The organism is Microbacterium koreense (assembly GCF_042677105.1).
GTDB lineage: Bacteria > Actinomycetota > Actinomycetes > Actinomycetales > Microbacteriaceae > Microbacterium > Microbacterium koreense.
The window spans coordinates 1,796,147-1,821,073 of the sequence record NZ_JBHTIM010000001.1; the positions used below are offsets into that span (position 1 = coordinate 1,796,147).

26 protein-coding genes are annotated in these 24,927 nt (G+C 68.2%); 20 read left to right on the forward strand and 6 right to left on the reverse strand.

Annotated features, from left to right (window positions below; all coding sequences use genetic code 11):
• Positions 1-302: 302 nt before the first annotated feature.
• A complete protein-coding gene (locus tag ACFQZV_RS08385; RefSeq protein WP_378749824.1) occupies positions 303-440 on the reverse strand; it encodes a hypothetical protein in 138 nt (45 codons plus the stop codon).
• On the opposite strand from ACFQZV_RS08385, the gene smc reads away from it, so the two are divergent.
• The 3 genes from smc to ACFQZV_RS08400 are packed head-to-tail and all read left to right on the forward strand — an operon-like array spanning position 439 to position 5,407.
• A complete protein-coding gene (gene smc / locus ACFQZV_RS08390) occupies positions 439-3,975 on the forward strand; it encodes a chromosome segregation protein SMC (protein ID WP_378749822.1) in 3,537 nt (1,178 codons plus the stop codon). The genes ACFQZV_RS08385 and smc overlap by 2 nt on opposite strands.
• 9 nt (positions 3,976-3,984) lie before the next feature.
• Positions 3,985-4,857: a signal recognition particle-docking protein FtsY gene (gene ftsY / locus ACFQZV_RS08395; RefSeq protein WP_378749820.1), complete on the forward strand. Its 873-nt coding sequence runs from the start codon at positions 3,985-3,987 to the stop codon at positions 4,855-4,857.
• Positions 4,858-4,906: 49 nt separating this feature from the next.
• Complete coding sequence (locus tag ACFQZV_RS08400) at positions 4,907-5,407, forward strand: DUF2004 domain-containing protein (RefSeq protein WP_378749818.1); 501 nt, start codon at positions 4,907-4,909, stop codon at positions 5,405-5,407.
• A 48-nt stretch (positions 5,408-5,455) separates the two neighbouring features.
• On the opposite strand, the gene lipA is transcribed toward ACFQZV_RS08400, so the two are convergent.
• Complete coding sequence (gene lipA / locus ACFQZV_RS08405; RefSeq protein ID WP_378749816.1) at positions 5,456-6,475, reverse strand: lipoyl synthase; 1,020 nt, start codon at positions 6,473-6,475, stop codon at positions 5,456-5,458.
• Entirely contained in the window at positions 6,472-7,110 is a 639-nt protein-coding gene (lipB, locus tag ACFQZV_RS08410) for a lipoyl(octanoyl) transferase LipB (RefSeq protein WP_378749814.1), read from the reverse strand. Before lipB ends, lipA begins: the two co-directional genes overlap by 4 nt.
• A gap of 84 nt (positions 7,111-7,194) precedes the next feature.
• On the opposite strand from lipB, the gene ACFQZV_RS08415 reads away from it, so the two are divergent.
• The 4 genes from ACFQZV_RS08415 (at position 7,195) to ACFQZV_RS08430 (ending at position 12,824) form a co-directional block, all read left to right on the forward strand.
• Entirely contained in the window at positions 7,195-8,184 is a 990-nt protein-coding gene (locus ACFQZV_RS08415; protein WP_378749812.1) for a TetR family transcriptional regulator, read from the forward strand.
• Between the two features lie 119 nt (positions 8,185-8,303).
• On the forward strand, positions 8,304-9,863 hold the full coding sequence (gene ffh / locus ACFQZV_RS08420) for a signal recognition particle protein (RefSeq protein ID WP_378749810.1): 1,560 nt from the start codon (positions 8,304-8,306) through the stop codon (positions 9,861-9,863).
• A gap of 112 nt (positions 9,864-9,975) precedes the next feature.
• Entirely contained in the window at positions 9,976-11,142 is a 1,167-nt protein-coding gene (locus ACFQZV_RS08425; RefSeq protein WP_378749808.1) for a hypothetical protein, read from the forward strand.
• Complete coding sequence (locus ACFQZV_RS08430; RefSeq protein ID WP_378749806.1) at positions 11,139-12,824, forward strand: glycosyltransferase; 1,686 nt, start codon at positions 11,139-11,141, stop codon at positions 12,822-12,824. The genes ACFQZV_RS08425 and ACFQZV_RS08430 overlap by 4 nt, the downstream gene beginning before the upstream one ends.
• On the opposite strand, the gene ACFQZV_RS08435 is transcribed toward ACFQZV_RS08430, so the two are convergent.
• Positions 12,825-13,988, reverse strand: coding sequence for a glutamate--cysteine ligase (locus ACFQZV_RS08435; RefSeq protein ID WP_378749804.1), 1,164 nt, complete (start codon positions 13,986-13,988; stop codon positions 12,825-12,827).
• Positions 13,989-14,189: 201 nt separating this feature from the next.
• Here ACFQZV_RS08435 and rpsP point away from each other — a divergent pair, with 201 nt between their 5' ends.
• From rpsP to trmD, 4 genes are read left to right on the forward strand one after another with little or no spacing between them, the layout of a single operon-like run.
• On the forward strand, positions 14,190-14,597 hold the full coding sequence (gene rpsP, locus ACFQZV_RS08440; RefSeq protein WP_378749802.1) for a 30S ribosomal protein S16: 408 nt from the start codon (positions 14,190-14,192) through the stop codon (positions 14,595-14,597).
• Positions 14,598-14,601: 4 nt separating this feature from the next.
• Entirely contained in the window at positions 14,602-14,832 is a 231-nt protein-coding gene (locus tag ACFQZV_RS08445) for an RNA-binding protein (protein ID WP_378749800.1), read from the forward strand.
• Complete coding sequence (rimM, locus tag ACFQZV_RS08450; RefSeq protein ID WP_378749798.1) at positions 14,832-15,479, forward strand: ribosome maturation factor RimM; 648 nt, start codon at positions 14,832-14,834, stop codon at positions 15,477-15,479. Before ACFQZV_RS08445 ends, rimM begins: the two co-directional genes overlap by 1 nt.
• A gap of 2 nt (positions 15,480-15,481) precedes the next feature.
• Positions 15,482-16,174 (forward strand): tRNA (guanosine(37)-N1)-methyltransferase TrmD, encoded by a 693-nt coding sequence (gene trmD, locus ACFQZV_RS08455; protein WP_378749796.1) that lies wholly within the window; start codon positions 15,482-15,484, stop codon positions 16,172-16,174.
• 9 nt (positions 16,175-16,183) lie between these two features.
• Here the strand turns inward: trmD and map are convergent, their stop codons facing one another.
• Complete coding sequence (gene map / locus ACFQZV_RS08460) at positions 16,184-16,966, reverse strand: type I methionyl aminopeptidase (RefSeq protein WP_378749794.1); 783 nt, start codon at positions 16,964-16,966, stop codon at positions 16,184-16,186.
• Between the two features lie 28 nt (positions 16,967-16,994).
• Here map and ACFQZV_RS08465 point away from each other — a divergent pair, with 28 nt between their 5' ends.
• The 9 genes from ACFQZV_RS08465 to ACFQZV_RS08505 all read left to right on the forward strand — a co-directional run bounded on the left by ACFQZV_RS08465 (position 16,995) and on the right by ACFQZV_RS08505 (position 24,187).
• Complete coding sequence (locus ACFQZV_RS08465; RefSeq protein WP_378749792.1) at positions 16,995-17,582, forward strand: MFS transporter permease; 588 nt, start codon at positions 16,995-16,997, stop codon at positions 17,580-17,582.
• Positions 17,583-17,759: 177 nt separating this feature from the next.
• On the forward strand, positions 17,760-18,107 hold the full coding sequence (rplS, locus tag ACFQZV_RS08470; RefSeq protein WP_378749790.1) for a 50S ribosomal protein L19: 348 nt from the start codon (positions 17,760-17,762) through the stop codon (positions 18,105-18,107).
• A gap of 156 nt (positions 18,108-18,263) precedes the next feature.
• Positions 18,264-19,019: a signal peptidase I gene (lepB, locus tag ACFQZV_RS08475; RefSeq protein WP_378749788.1), complete on the forward strand. Its 756-nt coding sequence runs from the start codon at positions 18,264-18,266 to the stop codon at positions 19,017-19,019.
• A complete protein-coding gene (locus ACFQZV_RS08480; protein WP_378749786.1) occupies positions 19,016-19,675 on the forward strand; it encodes a ribonuclease HII in 660 nt (219 codons plus the stop codon). The genes lepB and ACFQZV_RS08480 overlap by 4 nt, the downstream gene beginning before the upstream one ends.
• A gap of 41 nt (positions 19,676-19,716) precedes the next feature.
• Entirely contained in the window at positions 19,717-20,040 is a 324-nt protein-coding gene (locus ACFQZV_RS08485) for a DUF2469 family protein (protein WP_378749785.1), read from the forward strand.
• 98 nt (positions 20,041-20,138) lie between these two features.
• Positions 20,139-20,507, forward strand: coding sequence for a YraN family protein (locus ACFQZV_RS08490; protein WP_378749783.1), 369 nt, complete (start codon positions 20,139-20,141; stop codon positions 20,505-20,507).
• On the forward strand, positions 20,504-22,033 hold the full coding sequence (locus tag ACFQZV_RS08495; RefSeq protein ID WP_378749781.1) for a YifB family Mg chelatase-like AAA ATPase: 1,530 nt from the start codon (positions 20,504-20,506) through the stop codon (positions 22,031-22,033). Before ACFQZV_RS08490 ends, ACFQZV_RS08495 begins: the two co-directional genes overlap by 4 nt.
• A complete protein-coding gene (gene dprA / locus ACFQZV_RS08500) occupies positions 22,030-23,211 on the forward strand; it encodes a DNA-processing protein DprA (RefSeq protein ID WP_378749779.1) in 1,182 nt (393 codons plus the stop codon). The genes ACFQZV_RS08495 and dprA overlap by 4 nt, the downstream gene beginning before the upstream one ends.
• A 73-nt stretch (positions 23,212-23,284) precedes the next feature.
• Positions 23,285-24,187 carry a tyrosine recombinase XerC gene (locus ACFQZV_RS08505; protein WP_378749777.1) on the forward strand — a complete coding sequence of 301 codons (903 nt, stop codon included), beginning with the start codon at positions 23,285-23,287 and terminating at the stop codon, positions 24,185-24,187.
• 23 nt (positions 24,188-24,210) lie between these two features.
• On the opposite strand, the gene ACFQZV_RS08510 is transcribed toward ACFQZV_RS08505, so the two are convergent.
• Entirely contained in the window at positions 24,211-24,744 is a 534-nt protein-coding gene (locus ACFQZV_RS08510) for a murein hydrolase activator EnvC family protein (protein ID WP_378749775.1), read from the reverse strand.
• Between the last annotated feature and the right edge of the window lie 183 nt (positions 24,745-24,927).

Below are 24,927 nucleotides of genomic sequence, written 5' to 3' on the forward strand. Positions count from 1 at the left end.
AGTCTCGATTCGAGTCGAAGGATGAAGAGTCCGGTCGGACGGAAGGGTCCGGCGCGCACGCGGCGCGCGGCGGCAGTGGCCGCAGCGAGGCGGACCGGGCGGGGATGCCGCAGGGTGCTGCCCGAAGGCAGACTCGTCCCGTGGCCTGATCAGGCGGTGGTGGGCACGAGCGCGCGGAAGGACCCGGTCGCCGAGATGGTGGGGAACCCGGTGGAAAGACGGGTGCCCGCGGGAATCTTGCCCGTAGCAGACATGTGCATCATCATGGCGACCTCCTTTCGACTTCGACGCGATCGATGACGCTAGCGCACGAATCGCCACCACGTCAACACCCCGGGCGTGTCGCGGTCGATTCCGTCGCCCGGACGGCCCGCCGTCGCGGCATCCGACACGCCGTCGGCTACCGTTGAGCCGATCGCCCCGGCCGGAGGAACGCGCATGCACTTGAAGAGCGTCACGCTCAAGGGCTTCAAGTCGTTCGCCCAGCCCACCACCTTCGCCCTCGAACCCGGCGTCACCTGCATCGTCGGCCCCAACGGGTCGGGAAAGTCCAACGTCGTCGACGCCCTCGCCTGGGTGATGGGGGAGCAAGGGGCCAAGACCTTGCGCGGCGGCAAGATGGAAGACGTCATCTTCGCCGGCACCGCGACCAAAGGCCCGCTCGGCCGGGCGGAAGTGCAACTCACGATCGACAACGGCGACGGCGCGTTGCCGATCGAGTACGCCGAGGTCAGCATCAGCCGGACGCTATTCCGCAACGGCGCGAGCGAGTACGCGATCAACGGCGAGACCTGCCGCCTCCTCGACGTGCAAGAGCTCTTGAGCGATTCGGGCCTCGGGCGTGAGATGCACGTCATCGTCGGTCAGGGCCGGCTGGACAGCGTGCTGCAGGCGACGCCCGAAGATCGTCGCGGGTTCATCGAGGAGGCCGCCGGAATCCTCAAGCATCGACGGCGCAAAGAGAAGACGCTGCGCAAGCTCGAGGCGATGGAGGCGAACCTCACCCGCCTGAGCGATCTGGCCGGCGAACTCCGGCGCCAGCTGAAGCCGCTCGGGCGCCAGGCCGAGATCGCGCGCGAAGCGGCGACGATCGCCGCCGTGGTCCGCGACGCGAAGGCGCGCATCCTCGCCGATGATCTCGCCACATTGCGCGCACAACTCGAGGACCATACCCGCAATGAGCATGAGCGGCACGCAGAACGCGTCGTCCTGCAGGACAAACTCGACAACCTTCGCACGCGGATCGAGCAGCTCGAGTCCGATCAGCGCTCCGAAGCGGTCGATGAAGCCCGCCGCGTCGCCCATGGGCTGGAACGCGTGCAAGAGCGGCTGCGGTCGCTCTTCACCCTCGCGGGGCAGCGGCTCTCGCTGCTCGGCGACCCCGACGAGGACGACCGTCTCGAACTGACCACGATCTCGCAGCCGATGATCGACGAGGCCCGCGCCGAGATCGACGCGATCGGCGACGGACTGGGTGATGCGCAGGATGCCGCGGCCGCCGCCGCCCGAGAGGTCGTGCGCGCACGAGCAGAGCTCGACGCCCTCGACACCGACATCGCCGCGCAAAGCGCACTCGTGTCCGAGCATGACATGAAGCTGACCGCGTTGCGCGGAACCGCCGAAGCCGCAGCTTCCGCCCTCGCTGCGGTGCGATCGGCCGTGGAGCGCCAGCAACGTGCCCTCGATGCGGCGCTCGCGCGACGCGCCGAGGCCGAGGAGGTGCTGGCAGGGCTCGACCCGGACCTCGCGCCCGAGAACTCCGCTGCCGACCTCACCGCGGACTACGAGAAGGCCCAGCGCGAGGCGAACGACGCCGAAGCCGAGGTCTCTTCGCTTCGGGAGCGGCTTCACGCCGCCGAACGCGAGGGCGAGGCCCTCACCGCGCAGACCGCCGCGCTCGGCCGCGCCCTCGACATCAAGAACGCCGCCGCGGAGATCGTCGCTCTCGGGGTGCCCGGTGTGCGCGGTCTGCTCGGCGACGCGGTCAAGATCACCGCGGGATACGAGGCCGCGATCGCGGCGGCCCTCGGCCCCCTCGTCGAAGGCGTCCTCGTCGACTCGCGCGCGGACGCGGTCTCGACCGTCCGCCGTGTCTCCGACCGCGACCTCGGCATGATCGACATCGCGATCGCCTCGGACGAGCTCGGCGACGACGTGACGGAATTGCCCGTCACCGACGGCACGGTCGCGGCCCGCGATGTGGTGACGGCTCCGGCGGGTGTCCTCGGCATCCTCTCGCATGTCATGATCGCCGCCGACCTCGATGCTGCCGTCGCCGCCGGCCCGGCCCTCGCGGCGGCAGGCCTCGCCGGCCGCGTGACCGTCGTCACCCGTGCCGGAGAAGTCGTGACCGCGCACACCGTGCGCGCGGGCTCGGGACAGGGCCGCTCACGTCTCGAACTGGCCGCCGAACGGGACGCGGCCCGCGAACGACGCGACGAGATGGCCGTCGTGGCGGACTCGCTACGTGAAGCGCTCGCCGATGCTTCGCGAACCCTCGAACACGCTCGTGCACACACGAAGGCCGCGCTGACGACGCTCCGAGAACAGGACGCCGCGCTCGCCGCACACGCCGAGAAGGTCAACCGCGCGACCGTTCGTCACGAGGCCGCCGTCGCCGAGTGTGACCGGCTCGAGACGGGTCTCGCGCAGGCTCAGGCCGCCGTGGCTGAAGCCGAAGACGCTGCGCGCGTCGCCGACGAACGCCTCGCTTCGGCGCGCGAGGCGCCGCGTCCGATCCTGGACGCGTCCGCGCGCGACGGACTGCTCGCAGAACTCGAGTCGGCGCGCGACGGTGAGATGCGTGCGCGACTCGAGGTCGAAACGCTCCGCGAACGCATTCGGGCCGGCGAAGCCCGCGTCGTCCAGATGGAACGCCAACGCGAGCGCGAGCGCGAAGCCGCCGCCGAAGCGGCCCGGCGCGCGGTCGTGCGCCGCGCTCAACGCGACATCGCCGCGGGAGTCTCCGCGGCCCTGCCGGCGGTCCTGGATTCGGTCGACCGATCCGTATCCGAGGCGCGGGTCGCGCTGGCCTCCGCCGAATCCGCTCGGACGGCACTCACCGCTGAATTGGCGGAGCTGCGCGGACAGGAGACCGCCGTGCGCGAACGTCTCGCCGTCCTCACCGAGAGCGTCCATTCGCTCGAGCTCCAGATTCACGAGAAGCGACTCCACGTGACGGGTCTCGTCGAACGAGTCGCGTCGGAGCTCGGCCTCGAAGAAGACATTCTGCTATCGGAATACGGCCCCGACCAGCCTGTTCCCGTCGATGGCAGCGCTGATGACGATGATCATGCCGAAGCCGTCCCATACGACCGTGCGCAGCAACGTCGTCGCCTCCAGGAGGCCGAGCGCAAGCTGACCCAGCTCGGACGGGTGAATCCGCTCGCGCTCGAAGAATTCGCCGCGCTGGAGCAGCGACACAAGTTCCTCACCGAACAGCTCACCGACCTGACGGAGACCCGCAAGGACCTCATCACGATCATCGAAGAGCTCGACGAGCGCATGCAGACGATCTTCCTGGCGGCATTCGAAGACACCAAGACGGCCTTCGGTGAGGTCTTTCCGATCCTTTTTCCCGGTGGAACGGGGAGCATCTCGCTCACCGACCCCGACAGCCCCCTCACCACGGGGATCGAGGTGGCGGTGCGCCCTGTCGGAAAGAAGATCGAGCGGCTGTCGCTCCTCTCCGGCGGCGAACGATCGCTGGCCGCAGTGGCGTTGCTCACCGCGATCTTCAAAGCGCGACCGAGTCCCTTCTACATCCTCGACGAGGTCGAAGCAGCCCTGGACGACGCGAACCTCGGTCGCCTCCTGGGCGTGTTCGAGCAGTTGCGAGAGTCGAGCCAACTCATCGTGATCACCCACCAGAAGCGCACGATGGAGATCGCCGATGCGCTCTACGGGGTGTCGATGCGGCAAGACGGCGTGTCGGCGGTGGTCGGGCAGCGTATCCAAGAGCGCGCGGCCTCGTAGGCTGGGCACATGGCAGACAGTTCCTGGTCGCTCGGTCGCGCGCTGCGCGGCATGTTCGTCAAACCCACGATCGACGAGACGACGTGGGATGACCTCGAAACGGCCCTGCTGACCGCCGACTTCGGCCCCGACATCTCCGAGCGGATCATCGACGAGCTCCGTGAGAAGGTCGACCGCTACCGCACCACGGACCCGCGCGATCTGCAGCGGATGCTCAAAGAGACGCTCGAGGAGCACTTCGCAAAGTTCGACACGACGCTGAAGTTGACCGAACGCCCGGCTGTCGTGCTCGTCGTCGGGGTCAACGGCGTCGGCAAGACCACGACCATCGGCAAGTTCGCGAACTTCCTGCGCCGCTACGACCGCTCCGTCGTCGTCGGTGCCGCCGACACCTTCCGGGCCGCGGCCGTGGACCAGCTCGCCACGTGGGCGCAGCGCGGAGGAGCATCGATCGTGCGCCCGCAGCAAGAAGGCCAGGATCCGGCATCCGTGGCCTTCCAGACAGTCGAGCACGCGAAGCAGACCGGAACCGAGATCGTGCTGATCGATACCGCGGGACGTCTGCACACCAAGGGTGGCCTGATGGACGAGCTGTCGAAGATCCGCCGCGTCGTCGAGAAGCAGGCGCCGATCAGCGAGGTCCTGCTCGTTCTGGATGCGACGACGGGGCAGAACGGGGTCATGCAGGCGCAGGCCTTCCTCGAGCACGCCGGCGTCACCGGGCTCGTCCTGACCAAACTCGACGGTTCGGCCAAAGGTGGGTTCGTCCTCGCTGTGCAGGAACGCACCGGCATCCCGGTAAAACTGCTGGGTCAGGGGGAGGGCATTGCAGATCTGACCGGCTTCACGCCCCACGTCTTCGTCTCATCCCTCGTGGATTGACCCGTCCGCGCACTACCGCCGCGCGGCGAAGTGCTGGTTTCATGGAGCTATGGCGATCGAGCACGACTACTTCGGGCTTCTGGAGACCGGCCCCGACGGGTCCATTTTCTGGTCGGAGTCCGTCGAGCTCGGAGACCAGGTCGTCACCGTCGATCTCACCGCCCCCGATCAGGATGATGTGTCCGAAGCCGCACTCGACGTCGCCGCCGGACTCATCTCGTCGCTGGAACTGCTCGACCGCAGCGCCCGCAACGCGATGGTCGCCGAGCTGGGGGAGCGCACGAGCGAGGTGACCGAGTACATCCTTCAGCAGCAGGAAGAACTCGGCGAAGAGCTCGAGGACGTCCTGGTCGACATCTCGGGCGATGTGCAGATCGACGTCATCCGCTCCCTCCAGCTCATGAGCATGACGATCCTCGCCGACGAGCACGGGGGCTCCGACCCCTTCGCCGTGCTCGAGTACGCGCTCGAACCGGACTCGGCCGACGATGTGCTGCTCGTGAACGTCAGCAGCGACGGCGACGTGCTCTCGGTCACCAGCGCGGACTGACCCGCCGCATCCCTCCCTGCCCCCCGCGCTGCGGTCGAGGCCGAGGCGTCAGACGGCCTGGGCGAACCCGGCGTCCGCGTTCTCGGAGATGTGCGCGAGATGCTCCGGGATCGGCAGTCCGCGCGCGAGCATCGACTGCGCCCAGAGTCGCCCCGCGCGGTAGGACGACCGCACCAGGGGCCCCGCGAGCACACCGAGGAACCCGATGCGCTCGGCTTCGGCCTTGAACTCGACGAACTCCTGGGGTTTGACCCAGCGGGCGACGGGCAGGTGTCGCGGCGTCGGACGCAAGTACTGCGTGATGGTGATGATGTCGGTGCCGGCGTCGTGCAGATCCTCCAGCGCGGCGATGACCTCCGACGGTTCCTCGCCCATCCCGAGGATGAGGTTCGACTTCGTGATCAGCCCGGCGGCGCGTGCCTGCGACAAGACGCCCAGCGACCGCTCGTAGCGGAATGCCGGACGGATGCGGGTGAAGAGCCGGGGCACGGTCTCGACGTTGTGCGCGAAGACCTCCGGGCGGCTGTCGAACACCTCACCCAGGAGCGCAGGATCGCCGTTGAAATCGGTCGCGAGGATCTCGACGCCCGTCCGAGGATTCCTCGTGTGAATCTGCCGAACCGTTTCGGCGTGCAGCCACGCGCCACCGTCGGGCAGGTCGTCGCGCGCGACACCTGTGACCGTCGCGTAGCGCAGCTCCATCCGCTCGACGCTCTCGGCGACCCGGCGGGGTTCGTCGACGTCGTAGTCAGCGGGTTTCCCCGTATCGATCTGACAGAAGTCGCATCGCCTTGTGCATTGCGCGCCACCGATGAGGAAGGTCGCCTCGCGATCCTCCCAGCACTCGAAGATGTTCGGGCATCCCGCTTCCTGACAGACTGTGTGCAGACCCTCCTCCTTCACGAGGGAGTGCAGCGCCTGGTACTCGGGCCCCAGCCTGGCGCGAGTCTTGATCCATTCGGGCTTGCGCTCGATCGGCGTCTGCGCGTTGCGCACCTCCAGGCGCAGGAGTCTGCGTCCGCCGGGGGCGGCCGGCGAGTCGGATGCCGCGGCCCCGCAGGCGCTCATGCGGCCACCAGCGCGTCGTCGGCGGCGAAGACGTGAGCGATCGTGGGAACGAGGTCGGCCGGCGACACCACCGCGCCGATCACCTCGCTCACGGTCGTGACCCCGGCATCCGAGATCCCGCAGGGGATGATGTCGCGGAACGGAGCGAGGCTGTTCGTGCAGTTCACCGCGAACCCGTGCATCGTCACTCCCGACTCGACGCGCACTCCGATCGCCGCGATTTTGTCTTCGGAGAGCGGTCGGCGCACCCAGACGCCGCTGCGGCCGTCGACACGGTACCCGTCGACGCCGTGCACGCGCAGCGCTTCGATGAGCAGTCGCTCGAGGCGTCGCACGTGTGCGACCACGTCGACGGGCTCGGTGAGGCGCAGGATCGGGTAGCCCACGAGTTGACCGGGCCCGTGCCACGTGATCTTGCCGCCTCGGTCGACATCGACCACCGGCGTACCGTCACGCGGGCGCTCGTGCGGCTCTGTGCGCTTGCCGGCCGTGTAGACGGCTTCGTGTTCGAGGAGCAAGAGGGTGTCTTCCCGCCGGTTCGCCACGACGTCGGCGTGGATGCGGCGCTGCAGCAGCCAACCCTCGGCGTAGGGGATGAGGTCGGGAGAGAGACCCTCGACTCGGACGTCGAGCATGACGAACCTCCGCACCTAATTCTTGCCCTGCGTCCAACAATACATCGATCGACCTCGCACGCGCTTCGCAATACCGTGGAGGGCGTGAACACGGACTCGCGCGCCGGACGCCCACGAGCGTCGTCGCAGGAAACCCTCGCGGACGCCGCCTGCGAACTCTTCCTCGAGCAGGGGTTCGACGCGACGTCGATCGCTGACATCACCCGACGTGCAGGCGTGAGCCGCTCGAGCTTCTTCAATTACTTCACGTCGAAGTCCGACGTGCTGTGGGCGGGATTGGATCACCGCATCGAGGCGCTCGAATCGAGCCTCGCGTCGACCCGGGATGCACCCGACATCCAGGTTGCCGGGGCGGTGCAGGATCTTGCGCACGACTTCATCCCCGATCCGCTCGCGCTTGCCATCGTGAATGCGGTCGCGATGCGACTTGAGGACGAACTGGCCCGTGACGCCGCGGTCCGGCGCGCACGCATCGGTCGCGCAGTCGAGGCCTGCTATCAGCGTGCAGGCGCCGACCGGATCGCGGCCGAGGTCGCCGGTGCCGCGTGGGGAGGCGCCGTGCTCTCGGGCGTCGAAGCGTGGGCGCGCGACGGCGCGGGACGCACGTCCCTGGCAGGGTTCCTCGAGCGCGCGGCCGCGATCGCGGCCCGCACGTCGCCGACGACGCCCGTCGGAGACGTGCGTCAGATGCGTGTCGTCGTTCAAGCGCACGCGTTCGAGCAGGTCCTCTCCTTCTATCGTGACGGCGCCGGAATGCCTCAGGTTGCGGCATATGAAGCCGACGGCGGGGCACGCGTGGCGATTCTCGAAGCGGGGCGGGCGACGCTCGAGATCGCCAACCCCGAGCAGGTCGCCTTCATCGATGCCGTCGAAACCGACGGCGATTCGCCCAGTGAACCGATTCGGATCGCCTTCGAAGTGGGAGACACCGAGGCCGCCGCCGCGCGCCTGGACGAGGCCGGCGCGCAGATCGAGGCTGATGCGCGGGTCACGCCGTGGCGGTCCCGCAACGCACGACTGCGCGGCCCCGGCGGCGTGCAGCTCACCCTGTTTCAGGAACTCGGCCCCGAGTGACCCCGGCTCGCCCCGGCACAACCCCGGCGCCATGAGGCCCCGCAGGACCTCTCTCACGGGCCGAGCGACAGGCTCCCGTGGAGTTGCACAGATCGGCGGACGCGTAGAATCGGGGAACCATGGCGACTTTCGGCACCCTCTCCGACCGGCTCACTGAGACCTTCCGCAATCTGCGGACCAAGGGGAAGCTCACCCCCGCGGACGTCGACGGCACCGTCCGTGAGATCCGTCGCGCGCTGCTCGACGCGGACGTCGCGCTGCCGGTGGTCAAGGACTTCGCCGCGAAGGTGCGCGAGCGCGCCCTCGGCGACGAGGTCAACCGTGCGCTGAACCCCGCCCAGCAGGTGGTCCAGATCGTCAATGAGGAACTCGTCGGCATCCTGGGTGGCGAGCAGCGTCGCCTCCAGTTCGCGAAGAACCCGCCGACGGTCATCATGCTCGCCGGGCTCCAGGGATCGGGAAAGACCACGTTCGCCGGCAAACTCGCCAAGCAGCTCGAGAAGGACGGCCACACACCTCTTCTCGTGGCGTGCGACCTTCAACGGCCGAACGCCGTCAACCAATTGCAGGTCGTCGCCGACCGCGCGGGCGCGGCGATCTACGCGCCTGAGCCGGGAAACGGCGTCGGTGACCCCGTCCAGGTCGCCCGCGACGGTGTCGAGGTCGCGCGGCGCCAACAGCACGACGTCGTCATCATCGATACGGCCGGCCGGCTCGGCGTCGATGCCGAGCTCATGAAGCAGGCAGCGGACATCCGCACGGCGACCGACCCCGATGAGGTGCTCTTCGTCATCGACTCGATGATCGGTCAGGATGCGGTCAACACCGCCAAGGCATTCCAGGACGGCGTCGACTTCACAGGTGTCGTGTTGTCGAAGCTCGACGGCGATGCCCGGGGTGGTGCGGCGCTGTCGGTCGCGAGCGTGACCGGGCGACCGATCATCTATGCGTCGACCGGTGAGGGCCTGGACGACCTCGAAGCGTTTCACCCCGATCGCATGGCGTCGCGCATCCTCGATCTCGGCGACATCCTCACGCTGATCGAGCAAGCCCAGCAGGCGTTCGACGAGACCGAGGCGATGAAGGTCGCCGAGAAGCTCGCGAACGAAGCCTTCACCCTCGAGGACTTCCTCGAGCAGATGCAGCAGCTCAAGAAAATGGGCTCGATGAAGAAAATGCTCGGGATGCTGCCGGGCATGGGCCAGATGAAACAGCAACTCGACGACTTCGACGAGCGCGAGATCGACCGCACCGAGGCGATCATCCGGTCGATGACGCCGGGTGAACGGCGAAACCCCAAGGTGCTCAACGGTTCGCGGCGTCTGCGGATCGCGCGCGGCTCCGGCATGACGGTCACAGACGTCAACCAGTTGGTGCAGCGCTTCGATCAGGCCGCGAAGATGATGAAGACCGTCGCCAAGGGCGGCGTGCCGAGCATTCCGGGGATGGGATCGGTCGGTGGAAAGCCGGGCGCGTCATCCAAGCGGGGGAAGCAGCAGAAGAAGAAGGGTTCGCGGTCGGGGAACCCGGCGAAGCGCGCCGCCGAGAACGCCGGAATCGCGGCGCAGAGTCCGACGACTCCCACAGGATCGGGCTTCGGACTGGGCGGTGGCGCGGGTGCGGGGGCGCCCAGCGAGGCGGACCTGGCCGAACTCCAGAAGATGCTCGGACGAAACTGAGGTCGCGTCGTCGCCGCGCGAGAGCGGTGAACCCGCTAACGTAGCCGGTGACCGAACCTGGGGGTTCGATTCGGGCGCGTGGGGCGCTCACAGACGGAAGTGACAACGGGCAGTGAACAGCACCGTCTCGGCCGCCGACGCCTTTTCTCGAGACATCCCTCGCCGCGTGGAAAGCCCGACGGGGCGATTGGCGAAGATTCCCGCCGGGCGCTGGCAGCGCTGGGGATTGCGGCTCGTCATCGCCGCCGTCTACGCCGCTCTTGCGGTCTGGTTGAACGCCGGCTACGGCGGTGATTGGACGGGAACCGCGAATGCGGACCTCGCGACGCGTGTGGACGCGCTGCGGTTCGATTCCGGGATCGCGGTGATCGGTGACCTCTACCCGCCGATCACGAGCCTCATCGCGCTGGTGATCCCGGGCGGCGCACTCGGACTCGCCTTCGCCGGTGCCTTCCTCGGAGGGATCGTGGTGCAGCAGGTGATGCAGGCGCAGATCCGCAAGGGCTTCCCCGCGAGCGTCACGATCATCGTGACGCTCGCGTTGGCGACGACACCGGTGTACACGTACACCGTCACCACGAACTTCGAAGCGACGCTCGGGCTGATGTTCTTCGCGTTGGGCATGCTGGACCTCGTCCGGTTCGTGACGCGAGCGAACACCCAGGCCGGGTTCCGCGCGGGACTGCTCTTCGCGTGCAGCGCTCTCTCGGACGTCTACCTCGTCTTCAGCGCGCTCGTCGCGGCGCTGGGCGGTGCATTGCTGCGACAGTCCCGTACGGGCGCGCGCTTGGCCAATGCGATCGTCGTGGCTTTCCCGACCGTGGCCGTCTTCGGCTCGCTCGCGCTCCTCGGAGCTGCGTTCGGTGCGGGGCCGCTCATGATGTTCCGCGGTGACCTGTCGTGGAGCACCGAGCGCGCGACCGCCTGGGTCGAGTTCCTCGCGACACCCTCGGGCGTGCTGTACCTCGCGCCCGTCGCACTGATCGCCCTCGCGGCGATCGCGCTGGGTTCGCCGTGGGCGGGTCTGTTCGCGGTTCTCCTCAACGCCGCCACCGCGGTGGCCTTCATCCTCGGACTCACCCCGCCGGGAACCGCCGGAACGACGTACATCATGCTGGTCTTCCTCGCGATCGCCATCATCCCGTCGACGAAGTCCAGGCTCCACCAGGGACTCATCGGCGTGGCTGCGATCCTGCTGTGGGGGATCGGCTGGGCTACGGCCTTCACCTGGCCTGTTCTGCGCACGTGGATGGAGACGCTCGGAGGGATGGCATCATGACGACGGACGACACGCTCTGGCGCGATGACCTGCGCGCGACGTACGCGCGCGAGGGGTGGATGCCGCTCCGGCGACTCGGCGAAGCGGTCGAGATCGGCACGTCGATGCCGATGACCCGCACCCGACAAGCGCACATCGAGGCCGCTCTCGGGGCGCCGGTGATCGCACGGGCGATGTCGCAACGCGAGATCGCTCCCGTCGTCGTCGATCGGTTCGCTGCCGATGTCGCCGAGGACGCCGCGAACTCGCTCTACGCGCGTGATCCCGAACTCTCGGCGCGGCACGTCCTGTCACGCGCGCAGAAGATCACGATCATCGTTGCCGTCGTGATCGTGGTGATCCTCGCCATCCTCTGGCCCGTGCCGACGCTCGTCTGGGCGATCGGGATCGCGAGCTTCGTCTTCCTCGCGAGCACGGTGTTCAAGTTCGCCGTCGCGATCCGGGGGTCCCGATACGACCTTGTCGCGCACGTCGACGCGGAGGCGATCAAGGCCCTCGACGACGACGACCTCCCCATGTACACCGTGCTGGTGCCGGTCTTCCGAGAGGCGCGGGTCGTCGGGCGCCTCGTCGAGAACCTCGGACGGATCGACTATCCCACCGAGAAGCTGGAGGTGATCATCCTCGTCGAAGAAGACGACGACGAGACGAGGGATGCCATCGCTCTCTCCGACCCGCCCGAGCACTTCATCGTCGTGACCGTCCCCCGTGGCGCCCCGCAGACCAAGCCGCGCGCCTGCAACGTCGGTCTCGAGGTGGCACGAGGGGACTTCCTCGTCATCTACGACGCTGAGGATGCGCCCGAGCCCGACCAACTCAAGAAGACCGTCGTGGCGTTCTCGCGTGCGGAACCATCGACAGTCGTCATGCAGGCGTCATTGAACTATTTCAACGCGCGGGAGAACCTCCTTACCCGGATGTTCGGCCTCGAGTATTCGTACTGGTTCGACTACATGCTCGCCGGCCTTGACGTGCGGGACCTGCCGATTCCCCTCGGAGGCACGTCGAACCACTTCCGCACCTCGGCGCTTCGGGAGTTGGGCGGCTGGGACCCGTACAACGTGACCGAAGACGCCGACCTGGGCATCCGCGCCAGCGCGCTCGGCTATCGCGTCGGGGTCGTCGACTCGACGACGATGGAGGAGGCGACGTCACGCGTACGGATCTTCATCGGTCAGCGCAGCCGTTGGATCAAGGGATACATGCAGACCGCCCTCGTGCACGCTCGGCGACCGGACCGCCTCGTGCCCCGAATCGGCCTGCGCCGCTTCGCATCGTTCGCGTTGCTCATCGCAGGAACCCCGCTGACCTTCCTGGGCGTCATTCCGTTCACGGCGCTGCTCATCGTGTCGATCGTCGTGCCCTGGACCGACTTCTCGGTGTTCTTCCCGCCACTGGTGTTGTGGCTGTGCTTGTTGAACTTCCTCATCGGCAACGGGCTGATGGTCTACCTCAACATGATGGGGCCCTACAAGCGCGGCACGTTCTGGCTCGTGGGGTGGGCGCTGCTCAATCCCCTCTACTGGATCCTCCACTCGGTTGCGTCGTACAAGGCGCTGTGGCAGCTCATCACGCGCCCCCACTATTGGGAGAAGACCGAACACGGAATGTCGGACTTCGTGCTCGAAGACGGTGAAGAGGGCATCGGTCAGCCTGAGGTGGCCCCGGCATCCGCGCCGTGATCAGCGGCCGAAGGATGCGAGGTGCTCGCGGAGCGTGGGTCCGTCGCGGAACTCACGCACCAAGTGATGCACGACCTCGCGGAGGTCCCCGCCGGTCGCGTCGGAGACGGCGGTCTGGCGGGTGGAAGATGAACCGTTTCCGAGGATGGATTCGACGCCTCGGAACTCGCGTGCACACTTGAGCTGATCGGCGACGTCGCTCAGCGCGGCGGTGGTCTCGCGGAGATGGTCCACGAGGGGGCGCTGTGTGCCGTCGGGAGAGATGATCACCTCGGCGTCGAGGCCATAGCGTGCCGAGCGCCACTTGTTCTCGCGCGTGAACCACGGCGGCAGCCGCACGAGGTCACGCCCGGCGTCGAGTTCCCGCGAGAAGTGTTCGACGAGAACCTGGACCAGGGACGCGACTGCCGCCAGCTCGGGCAAGGTCGACATACCGTCGCACGCACGCACCTCGATGGTTCCCCAGCGGGCGGCGGGGCGGATGTCCCACCGCACCTCTGGGGAACTCTCGATCACGCCGGTGCGACGCATGTCATCGAGGTACCCCTCGAACTGGGACCAGTCATCGAGCGGCCAGGGAAGCCCCGCGGTCGGGAGCTGCTGGAACACCAGGGTGCGGTTCGACGCGTAGCCGGTACGCTCGCCCGCCCAGAAGGGGCTGGAGGTGGCGAGGGCCTGAAGGTGCGGGAGATAGGTCGTCAGGGCGCCGATGAGCGGGAACACCTTGTCGACGTCTTCGACCCCGATGTGGACGTGGATGCCCCAGATCATCATGTTGCGGCCCCACCACTGGGTGCGCTCGATGAGGGTGTGATAGCGGGTCTTGTCGGTGACCGACTGGTCGTACCACTTCGCGAACGGGTGGCTCCCCGCCGACATGAGTTCGATCCCGCGCGGGTCGGCCACGGCACGCACCGCGGCGACGGCGTCGGCGATGTCATCGACAGCCTCGGCGACGGTGGTGCCGACCCCGCTGGTGACTTCGAGCGTGTTGGTGAGCAGCTCGCCGGTGACGGTGTAGCGCTCCAGGTCCGTGCTGTCGCCGAGCGCCTCGAGCAGCTCCGGAGCACGGGGAACGAGTTCGCCACTGGCCCCGTCGACGAGCATGATCTCCCACTCGAGACCGACCGACGATCGTGCGGATGCGGCGAAGGGCTCCGTCATCCGCTCAGTCTGGCATGGGCGGTGCCCGAGGCGACGCGCGCACACGGTTTCGCGGCATCCTCCGTCATCTGGCAGAATAGAGGGTCGGACCACCCGCTCGACCCTCTATCCAGCGTGACGGTCCATCCCAGAGCTTCCGCCGGGTGTGCACCCCACGCTCCAGGCGACCAGTTCGTCCGCTTCCACACGTTCAGGAGAATCGTGGCTGTCAAGATCCGTCTCAAGCGTCTCGGCAAGATCCGTGCACCGTACTACCGCATCGTCGTGGCCGACTCGCGCACCAAGCGCGATGGTCGTGTCATCGAGGAGATCGGAAAGTACCACCCGACCGAGGAGCCCTCGTTCATCGAGGTCGACTCCGAGCGCGCCCAGTACTGGCTCGGTGTCGGCGCCCAGCCGACCGAGCAGGTGCGCGCCATCCTCAAGCTGACCGGTGACTGGGGTCGCCACCAGGGCGACGAGAACGCCGTGTCGACCGTCCGCGTCGCGGAGGAGAAGGCCGCGTTCGAGGTCGACTCGTCCAAGAAGTCGGTCATCAAGCCGAAGGCCGAGAAGAAGGTCGACGCGCCCGCTGAAGAGCCGGCTGCCGAAGCCGCAGACGCAGAGTAATCCGTTGCTCGCCGCCGCGCTCGAACACGTCGTTCAGGGGATCGTCGATCACCCCGACGATGTCCGCATCCAGTCATCCACGTCGCCCCGCGGCGACGTGCTCGAGGTGCACGTGCATCCCGATGACCGGGGCCGCGTGATCGGGCGCGGCGGCCGCACCGCAAAAGCACTGCGCACCGTCGTGTCGGCGCTCGCCGACGGCGGCCGGGTCCGCGTCGACGTCGCGGACGACTGATGGTCGCCGAAGAACCGGCGAACGGGGCAGAGACCGCCCGTTCGCCTCGCGCCGTTGCCCCGGCCGGCCGCACCCAGCTGCGGGTCGGTCGGCTCGTGAAGGCTCACGGGCTCAAGGGCGCACTCAAGCTCGAGCTGTACACCGATGACCCCGACGGGCGTTTCGCTCCCGGTGCGACCTTCACCCTGCAGGTGCCCGATTCGTCGCCGTGGCACGGCAAGCCGCTCACGGTGCGCGAGTTCCGATGGATGAACAGTCACCCCGTCGCGTTCTTCGAAGGCGTCGACGACCGCACCGCCGCAGAAGAGCTCGTGCGCGCGATCCTCTGGATCGATGAAGACCCGCAGGCATCACCGGACGAGGACGACGCGTGGTACGACCACCAGTTGGTCGGCCTCGACGTGATCCGCGACGACGCCGTCATCGGGCGCGTCGCCCGCGTGGACCACCTGCCCGCGCAGGATCTTCTCGCGGTCACGATGCCCGACGATCGCGAAGTGCTCGTCCCGTTCGTGACGGCGATCGTGCCCGAAGTCGACGTCGCGCGCGGTCGGGTGGTCGTGACGCCCCCGGCGGGGCTCTTCGAGGATCTTCCCGCGGACGACGTGGACGACACCGCACCGGAGTCCGACGACACGGAGGCGTGATCGTGCGCATCGACGTCGTCTCGATCTTCCCGTCGTTCTTCGACGTCCTCGAAGTCTCCTTGCTCGGCAGGGCTCGGGGGAGCGGGTTGCTCGACATCGGTGTCCACGACCTGCGCGATCACACGCACGATCGTCATCGCACCGTCGACGACACGCCGTACGGTGGCGGTGCAGGAATGGTGATGAAACCCGAGCCGTGGGGCGAAGCCCTCGACGCGGCCGTCGCCGGGCGTGACGACCGACCGGTGATCGTCTTTCCCTCTCCGGCTGGGGAACGATTCACCCAGGCCACCGCGCGCGAACTCTCCACCCGTTCGCACATCGTGTTCGGCTGCGGTCGGTACGAAGGCATCGATGAGCGGGTGTTCGACTATGCCGCCGAACTCGGCGACGTGCGATTGATCAGCCTGGGTGACTACGTCCTCAATGGCGGCGAAGTCGCCGCGATGGCGATGATCGAGGCGGTCGTCCGGCTCGTACCCGGTGTCGTGGGAAACCCCGCGAGCCTGATCGAGGAGTCGCACGAAGACGGGCTCTTGGAGTACCCCTCGTACACGAAGCCCGCGCAGTGGCGCGGTCGCGCGGTGCCCGACGTGCTTCTCAGCGGTCACCACGGACGTGTCGCGCAATGGCGCCGCGACCAACAGGTGCAGCGAACGCGGGAGCGACGACCCGACCTGCTGCCGCCGGAGTGAACGCCTCGGTCAGTCCACGCCGAGGAAGGAGCGATCGGTCAGGATGATCGGTCCGTCGTCGGTGATCGCGATCGTGTGCTCGGAGTGTGCACCGCGCGATCCATCGACCGACCGCAGGGTCCACCCGTCCGGGTCGGTGACGAGCTTGTCGGTCGTCTGCAGAAACCACGGCTCCAGCGCGACGACGAGGCCGGCGCGCAACGGATAGCCCCGGCCGGGCTTGCCGTCGTTCGGGACGTGCGGGTCGCCGTGCATTTCGCGACCGACGCCGTGGCCACCGAAGTCGGTGTTGATCGAGTACCCGTCGGCATGGGCGATCTGCGACACCGCGTAGGAGACGTCGCCGATACGGTTGCCGACGACGGATGCCGCGATCGCCGCGTCCAGCGCGAGACGGGTTGTCTGGATGAGGGCGAGGTCCTCGTCGCGGGGAGTTCCGACCACGAAAGAGATCGCCGAGTCGGCGACCCAGCCGTCCACGGCGACCGCGAAATCGAGGGTGACGAGGTCTCCGTCGCGCAGGTTGTAGTCGTGCGGCAGGCCATGCAGGACGGCGTCGTTGATCGACGTGCAGATGACCTTTCCGAAGGGGCTCGCGCCGAAGGACGGGTGATAGTCGATATAACACGACGTCGCTCCCGCGCGACGGATCATGTCGTGGGCACGTCGATCGATGTCGAGAAGATTCGTTCCGACTTTGGTCTCGTCGCGCAGGGTCGCGAGAGTCTCGGCGACGAAGCGGCCGGCGGGGCGCATGGCCTCGATCTCGGCGGGGGTGCGCAACTCGATCATGGGGATCCTTTCGGGGGCTTCCTCCATTGTGACGGAGAGACGCGGATTCGGCTGGGAGGATGCCGCAGATGGTCGCCGGCAGGCCTGGGACGTCGTCGACGGGCGTACCATCGAGGGCATGTGGCTGCGTCGGGCGTTCTTCGGCTGGTTGATTCCCGCTGCCTTCGTGTTGCCGCTGTGGATGTTCGTCGGCTGGATCGCGTTCGATGCGGGCGGTTGGGCGCTCTTATGGGTGCTGCTCCTGGCGATGCCGGGGCTGTTCGTCTGGCAACTGGTGCTGTCACTGCTCGTGCGTGCCCGGGGAACGGTTCGCGCCGGCCGGGCGGTGTCGTGGTGGGACGTGCTGGGCTTCACGGTCTGGCATGCGCTCGTCATCTCGCTCGGGTTCTTCGACCCGGCGTGGTGGGCACCGGCGTTGGTCGTCGCGATCGTCGCGGGGCTCGCGCTGTTCTGGCTGGAGCTGTGGCAGTTGTGGCGAGAGGCGCGGCCTTCGGCGGTTCTGCTGCGCACGAGTGACGGGTTGGGGTACATCCCGCCGTCCGAGTCGCCGCGCGCGGAGCCCGACGCCCACGACGTGTTCATCGTCACGGAACGGCCGGGCTCGACCTCGTCCTGACGTGGTCACACGTGTTTTGTCGCGACGCGGATCCGTGGCAGAATGGGCGTTTGTGCCCTGACCGGTTCTGCCTCAGGGGAACATGTCGTGCGATCATCGATCCGCGACACGGGCACACCTCATCCTCAACCTTCCATCCCGCGGCCGACCTGTGGCGGTCGCAGAGAGAAATCGATCATGCAGATCCTCGACTCGGTCGACGCGGCATCGCTGCGTTCGGACATTCCCGCCTTCGCACCCGGCGACACCGTGAAGGTGCACGTCAACATCATCGAGGGCAACCGCTCACGTATCCAGGTTTTCCAGGGCGTCGTCATCGGCCGCTCGGGCGACGGTGTGCGCGAGACCTTCACGGTCCGCAAGATCAGCTTCCAGGTCGGCGTCGAGCGCACGTTCCCGGTCCACAGCCCGATCATCGATCACATCGAGATCGTCAGCCGTGGCGACGTGCGTCGCGCCAAGCTCTACTACCTGCGCAACCTCCGTGGCAAGAAAGCCAAGATCAAGGAGAAGCGCGAGAACTGACGCGCTCCCACGAATGCCCCGGTCCTGCACCGGGGCATTCGTCGTTCGCGGCGCAAACGCGCGCAAAGCCGCGCACGTGCGACGGGCGACGGGCGAGAATGTGCGAACCTGGAACAACGCTTCCGCGCCGCGGGTGCCGTTCCGCGAAGGATGACCATGACCACCGAGCACGCCGCAGCCGCCGACGGTGCCGCCCAGACGCGCGCCGGGCAGAGTTCGCGTCGCCGCGGATGGCTCGTCTTCCTGCGCGACGTCGTCATCATCGTGTTGATCGCGGTGCTCGTGTCGTTCCTCGTGAAGACCTTCGTCGTCCGCTCGTTCTACATCCCGTCGGCATCGATGGAGGACACCCTTCAGATCAACGACCGGATCTTCGTCGACGAGTTGACCCCGCGCTTCTCGGGCTATGAGCGCGGCGACGTGGTCGTCTTCCGTGACCCGGGGGGATGGCTGCCGCCGCGGGCCCAGCCGGATCGGTCACCGTTCGTCGAAGGGGTCGAGTGGGTGCTCTCACTCGTCGGGCTGACAGCTCCAGACAGTGACGATCATCTCGTCAAGAGGATCATCGGGTTGCCGGGTGACCATGTCGTGTGTTGCAACGCACTCGGCCAGGTGACGGTCAACGGGGTTCCGATCGACGAGACGTCGTACACCAAGTTGCCGGACGGCAGCCCCGCCTCGGCAGACGAGTTCGATGTGGTCGTGCCCGACGGCAGCCTCTGGGTGCTCGGCGACAACCGGAACCTCTCCAAGGACTCCAGGTACAACACCGATCAGCCCGGCAACGGCTTCGTCCCCGTCGACAATCTCGTCGGGCGTGCGTTCATCATCTCGTGGCCGTTCGATCGCTTCGGCCTGCTCGATTCGCACCACGAAGTCTTCGCGGGTGTTCCGGAGGGCACGGGCGGGTGACGGTGACAACGCCACGCCTGACGCTGGAGCGACGGCTCCTCAAAGAGCACGCGCTCGTGATCGCCTGCGACGAGGTCGGGCGTGGTGCGCTGGCCGGACCCGTGGCGGTCGGCGCGGCGGTGCTCGACGCCGCGCGCGTGCGCAAGCGAATTCCCGAGGGGCTTCGCGATTCGAAGCTCGTGCCCGAGCGGCGGCGCGCGGACCTTTCCGAGCGCGCGGCGGCGTGGGCATCCGCCACGGCGGTGGGCTGGGCCAGCGCGTCGGAGATCGACGAGATCGGGATCATGCGGGCCTTGGGCATGGCCTCGCTGCGCGCGCTGGCGGGGCTTCGGGCATCCGGATTCTTCCCGGAAGAGGCGATCGTCCTCCTCGACGGCAACTACGACTACATCACCCCGGCGGGCGGAAGCGGGCTGCGGGTCCGACCGGTCATCAAGGCCGACCGCGACTGCGCGAGTGCGGCTGCCGCATCCGTCATCGCCAAAGTGGCGCGGGACGCGCTCATGACCGACCTGGATGCCGAGGAGCCGGTGTACGACTGGGCTCGAAACAAGGGGTACGCGAGCCCGTCGCATCGCGATGCGATCCGCTCACACGGGCTGAGTCGCCATCATCGCGCATCGTGGTCCATCGCCGATGCGCCGACCTTGTTCTGAACGTCGGATGTGCGCGCTTCGGCGCCTAGGATGTAACCACCATGGATGACGAGGTCTTCGAGGATTACGACCGCGAGCTTGAGCTGGCCCTCTACAAGGAGTACCGCGACGTCGTACGTCAATTTCAGTTCGTGATCGAGACCGAGCGCCGGTTCTATCTCGCCAACGAAGTGAACGTCGTGCGTCGCGACACCGAGCACGACTTCTACTTCGAACTGTCGATGTCGGATGTCTGGGTGTGGGACATCTACCGTGCCGACCGCTTCGTGAAGAGCGTGCGCGTGTTGACGTTCAAAGACGTCAATGTCGAAGAACTCTCGCACCGCGACTTCCACATCCCCGAGGAACTCTCGCTCGACAGCTGAACCCGCGCGGCTCCTCCCCAGGCTGACGGTGCGCGCGGTCCTCCACCGACGCGGCGTCGGACGGTCTGCCCCGGCGCGGCATCGCGCAGGCTCGGCACATGGCAGCGAAGGACGACCTCGGACGCGCCGGCGAAGAGCGCGCCGCCGAATACTTACACGCACGCGGCTACACGGTTCTCGACCGTAATTGGCGGTGTCAGGACGGCGAAGTCGACATCGTGGCCGCCCACGAGGCGGATATCGTCTTCGTCGAGGTCAAGACCCGACGCGGGTTCGGCTTCGGTCACCCGTTCGAGGCGATCGACGCACGCAAACGCACCCGCATGTGGCGCGTCGCGATGGCATGGATCGCGGCGCATCGCCATGAGATGCGCGGGCGAAAGCTGCGATTCGCCGCCGTGGGTCTGACCGGGACCGACCCCGCGACAGCCTCGCTGGAGATGATCGCGGACCTGGACGTGCGATGACCCTCGCACGCACGTGGGCGGTCGCACTCAACGGCGCCGAAGGACACCTGGTCGACGTCGAAGCGGACCAGTCGGATCAGACACCGGATTTCCGCATCATCGGTTTGGCCGACAAAGCACTCGGTGAAGCCGTTCAGCGGGTGAACAACGCGTGCGCCAACAGCGGATCCCCTCTGCCGCGCCGCCGGCTCACGGTGAACCTCTCGCCGGCGGCGCTGCCCAAGCACGGATCGGGATTCGACGTGGCGATCGCCGTTGCCGCACTGGCGACGGAGGGGGCGCTGGATGGGGCGGCGGTGGCTCGGACCGTTCATCTGGGGGAGCTCGGGCTCGATGGTCGACTGCGACCGACTCCCGGGGTGCTTCCCGCCGTGAGGGCGGCCGTCCGGGCCGGCTTGCGTCGCGTCGTCGTGCCCCACGCGAACGGCGAAGAGGCCCGCCTCGTGACCGACGCGGAGATCCACGCCGCGGGAAGTCTCGCCGAGGTGCTTGCCCTCCACGGGGCCGACGTCGCGGTGCCCGACATCGAACCCGTTCGCGCGCCGCCGTCGCCGGTGATCGACTCCGGCGAGGACATCGACCTGGGTGACGTCGTCGGACAGAGCGAAGCCGTCGAGGCGTTGGTCGTCGCCGCCGTCGGAGGGCACCACCTCCTCATGAGCGGTCCACCCGGGGCGGGTAAGACGATGCTCGCCCGCCGCCTGCCGACGATCCTCCCCGACCTCGACGACGATGCCGCGCTGGCTGTGGCCTCCATCGCCTCGCTGGCCGGCGCGCGGGTGACGCGCCTCAGCCATACGCCCCCGTTCGTCGCGCCGCACCACAGCGCGAGCGTCGCTGCTCTCGTCGGAGGCGGGTCGCGGGTGGTTCGGCCCGGCGCGATCGTGCGGGCGAGTGAGGGTGTGCTGTTCCTCGACGAGGCGGGGGAGTTTCCGGCCAGCGCCCTCGATGCGCTCCGACAGCCGCTCGAGAGCGGTCGCATCGACATCCATCGCGCCGGTGTTTCCGCATCCTTCCCGGCGCGGTTCCAGATGATCCTCGCAACCAACCCGTGTCCGTGCGGCGACTACGGAGTGCGTGGCGGCGACTGCCGGTGCGCGCCGATGGCAATCCGGCGGTATCTCGGCAAGCTGTCCGGCCCGCTGCTGGACCGTGTCGACATCGAGTTGCACCTGACGCGGGTGTCCCACGCGCACCGGAGCGCATCGACGTCGGCTCTCACCTCGAAGGCAGCACGCATCCGAGTCGAACAGGCGCGCGAGCGTGCCGCCAGACGGCTACGGGACACGCCGTGGCGGCGGAACGCCGACGTGCCCGGCACATGGCTGCGTGGTGGCCCCGTCGCACCCGAGCCCATCGTCCGTCGTCCGCTCGATGCCGCATTGCACCGCGGTGCGCTCACCCTTCGCGGGTACGACCGCGTCCTGCGCGTCGCGTGGTCCTTGGCGGATCTCGATGGACGCGAGCGTCTCTCCGTCGACGACGTGGGGCGCGCCCTCTACCTCAAGAGAGGACTCGTCGCATGACGTGGTGGAACCCCTCGGCAGACGAAGCCCGTGAGCGCCTTGCGCCGCTGGGCGTCGGGGGCGATGACGCCGCCGTAACCGAGGCGTTCGCCCGGACCGTGTGGAGCTGTCTCACCGAGCCCGGCGACGGTGTCGCCGGTGCGCTCGTGGCAGCTCTCGGTGCGTCGGTGGCACTGCACCACGCCGTCATGTCAGCGACATCCCGTACGGCACCCGTATCGAGCGACGTCGCGTCGGGTGTCAGACGCTGGATGCCGCGCCTCGAGCCGCGCTCCATCGACGACGCGATCACGTGCGCAGCACGCGCCGGCGTGTCGCTCGTCGTCCCGGATGACGCGGCGTGGCCGCGACGGATCGACGACCTCGGTGCACACGCACCGATCGCTCTGTGGGTGCGGGGCCGGCGGGACGTGCTCGCGCACGCGGGCGCGGCGGTGGCGATGGTCGGAGCACGCGCGGCGACCTCGTACGGTGAGCGCGTCGCGGTCGACCTCGCGGGAGAGTTGGCCTCCGGCGGACTGCCGATCGTGTCGGGCGCCGCCTACGGCATCGACGGTGCGGCCCACCGCGCGGCGCTGCATGCCGGGGGCGGGACCATTGCCGTCGTTGCCGGAGGAGCCGACCGTCCCTACCCCGCGGGGCACGCCGACCTTCTCGACCGCATCGCCGAGAGCGGCGCCATCGTGGCCGAATCGCCGTGTGGCACGACACCGACGAAGTGGCGCTTCCTCCAGCGAAACCGACTCATCGCCGCCCTCACCGATGCCACGGTCGTGGTCCAAGCCGGATGGCGGAGCGGCTCGCTGAACACTGCCGGTCACGCCGCGGCGCTGGGCCGCGGCGTGGGCGCCGTGCCGGGACCCATCACGTCGGCGGCCTCGGCAGGGTGTCACCGGCTGCTTCGCGAGTTCGATGCGACCTGCATCACGAGCGCCGATGATGTGCGCGAACTGATCGGCGCGGCTCCGATGCCGACGCAGGCGCTGACGGGCCGGACCGACGACACGACGCGTGTGAGGGACGCGCTGAGCGCCCGCGCATGGCGGGATACGACGACCATCGCTACCGCATGCGGCATGGATCCCGCGCGGGTGGCGGCGATTCTTGCTCTCATGCATCTCGAAGGGAGCGCCGAACGCGATGTGGCCGGATGGCGGCTGACGCCGCGCGGTCGGTGAGCGGGCGCAACCGGAACCGGCAGCGTCGGAGCGCCGCCGGCCCCGGATGCGCAGGTCGCGGCATGCTGGTGCCGTGGAACTGCGCGCAGCGATCGACGCGTACGCCCGCCATCTGGCGGACGTGCGGCGCCTCGCGCCGGCTACCGTGAAGGCGTATCGATCCGATCTCGCGGACCTCGCGGCGTCGGTCGGCGACCTCGCCGTGACCGACGTCGATCTCGAACACCTGCGAGAATGGCTCTGGGTGGCGAACAAGCGGGGAGATGCCACCGCGACCATCGCTCGTCGCACGGCGTCCGTGCGGGGGTTTTTCGCGTGGGCTGCGAGCGAAGGGCTCATCGACGTCGACCCGGCCCTGCGCCTGGTCTCGCCCAAGCGCGGGCGCACGCTTCCGAGGGTCGCAACGGCCGACGCGCTGGCGGGCGTGCTCGATGAGCTGGCTGCGGAGGGCGCGACGGGTGAGCCGATCGCGCTCCGCGACCACGCTTTGCTCGAGGTTCTCTACGGCGCGGGCATCCGGGTCTCCGAACTGTGTGGGCTCGACCTCGACGACATCGACGACACGCGCCGCACGATGCGAGTTCTCGGCAAGGGGTCCAAGGAACGTGTCGTTCCCTTCGGCGCGCCCGCGGCTGCCGCACTCGATGCCTACCTCGTCCGCGGCCGCCCCGTGCTGTCGGCGCGGAGTGCGAACGGCTCCGGCCCCGGCGTGTTCCTCGGCGCGCGGGGTGGACGCCTCGGACCACGAGCCGCCTACGACGTCGTCGCGCGCACGCTCGGCACCATCGTCGGGGGATCGGTGGGGCCGCATGCCCTCCGTCACTCCGCCGCGACGCACCTCTTGGACGGGGGCGCGGATCTGCGTGCGGTGCAGGAACTGCTCGGCCACGCGAGCCTGGGCACGACGCAGATCTACACGCATGTGTCCAGCGAACGGCTCGCCGCCAGCTACCGGCTCGCCCACCCTCGGGCCTGACCGTCGCGCGCGAGCGACGGGCGTCAGCAGCACGGCAGCAGGATCGCGCGAGGAACCCCGCCCAAAAGGAGCAGCGGGTTGATGTACTCGCCGTCATGGCGGACCCCGAAGTGCAATGATCCGGAGATCGTGTGGCCGCCCACGCTGATGCGTGCGACCACAGCGCCCTCCGTGACGGCGTCGCCCGGTTCGAGCTCGGTGTTCACCGGTTCGAACGTCGTCACGTAGCCGTCACCGTGGTCGATCGTGAGGATGCCGCGATCGACGACGGTTCCGACGAACGCCACCGTCCCCGCTGCGGGAGCACGCACGTCCGGGGCGGAGAGCGGCTCGAGATCGATGCCGCGGTGACCGGTGGCATAGTCGTGTGCGGGGGCGATGTACGGCTGAGTCAACCGGAAACCACGCAGAGGCCATTCCCATTGCGTCGCGTGGTCGATGACGTCTCTTGCGCCGCTGAGCCTCAGCTCCTGCGGCGGCACTGGCCCGGCGACGGCCATGGTCACAGCGAGCGCGGCTGCGACCCCGCCGGTCAGCACGCGGTAGAGAATCGTCATCCGCACATCATGGGGGCTGTGATCACTGCGCTGATCGGCCCGGCTTCGGAGGGGGATGACCGCTGTCGCGCTGCGGGCGGGGAGGAGCCGTGCACTGGTACACTTGTCGGGCACCTCGCATGTCGAGGTGACTCCGCGTGCCCACAGCGCCCACGATCCTCGGATCCGAATGGCGCGGCAGCC

Coding starts and splice junctions, on each gene's coding strand:
- smc (WP_378749822.1), top strand. CDS start 439: ATGCACTTGAAGAGCGTCACGCTCAAGGGCTTCAAGTCGTTCGCCCAG.
- ACFQZV_RS08385 (WP_378749824.1), bottom strand. CDS start 440: ATGCGCGTTCCTCCGGCCGGGGCGATCGGCTCAACGGTAGCCGACGGC.
- ftsY (WP_378749820.1), top strand. CDS start 3,985: ATGGCAGACAGTTCCTGGTCGCTCGGTCGCGCGCTGCGCGGCATGTTC.
- ACFQZV_RS08400 (WP_378749818.1), top strand. CDS start 4,907: ATGGCGATCGAGCACGACTACTTCGGGCTTCTGGAGACCGGCCCCGAC.
- lipA (WP_378749816.1), bottom strand. CDS start 6,475: ATGAGCGCCTGCGGGGCCGCGGCATCCGACTCGCCGGCCGCCCCCGGC.
- lipB (WP_378749814.1), bottom strand. CDS start 7,110: ATGCTCGACGTCCGAGTCGAGGGTCTCTCTCCCGACCTCATCCCCTAC.
- ffh (WP_378749810.1), top strand. CDS start 8,304: ATGGCGACTTTCGGCACCCTCTCCGACCGGCTCACTGAGACCTTCCGC.
- ACFQZV_RS08430 (WP_378749806.1), top strand. CDS start 11,139: ATGACGACGGACGACACGCTCTGGCGCGATGACCTGCGCGCGACGTAC.
- ACFQZV_RS08435 (WP_378749804.1), bottom strand. CDS start 13,988: ATGACGGAGCCCTTCGCCGCATCCGCACGATCGTCGGTCGGTCTCGAG.
- rimM (WP_378749798.1), top strand. CDS start 14,832: ATGGTCGCCGAAGAACCGGCGAACGGGGCAGAGACCGCCCGTTCGCCT.
- map (WP_378749794.1), bottom strand. CDS start 16,966: ATGATCGAGTTGCGCACCCCCGCCGAGATCGAGGCCATGCGCCCCGCC.
- rplS (WP_378749790.1), top strand. CDS start 17,760: ATGCAGATCCTCGACTCGGTCGACGCGGCATCGCTGCGTTCGGACATT.
- lepB (WP_378749788.1), top strand. CDS start 18,264: ATGACCACCGAGCACGCCGCAGCCGCCGACGGTGCCGCCCAGACGCGC.
- ACFQZV_RS08485 (WP_378749785.1), top strand. CDS start 19,717: ATGGATGACGAGGTCTTCGAGGATTACGACCGCGAGCTTGAGCTGGCC.
- ACFQZV_RS08490 (WP_378749783.1), top strand. CDS start 20,139: ATGGCAGCGAAGGACGACCTCGGACGCGCCGGCGAAGAGCGCGCCGCC.
- ACFQZV_RS08495 (WP_378749781.1), top strand. CDS start 20,504: ATGACCCTCGCACGCACGTGGGCGGTCGCACTCAACGGCGCCGAAGGA.
- dprA (WP_378749779.1), top strand. CDS start 22,030: ATGACGTGGTGGAACCCCTCGGCAGACGAAGCCCGTGAGCGCCTTGCG.
- ACFQZV_RS08510 (WP_378749775.1), bottom strand. CDS start 24,744: ATGACGATTCTCTACCGCGTGCTGACCGGCGGGGTCGCAGCCGCGCTC.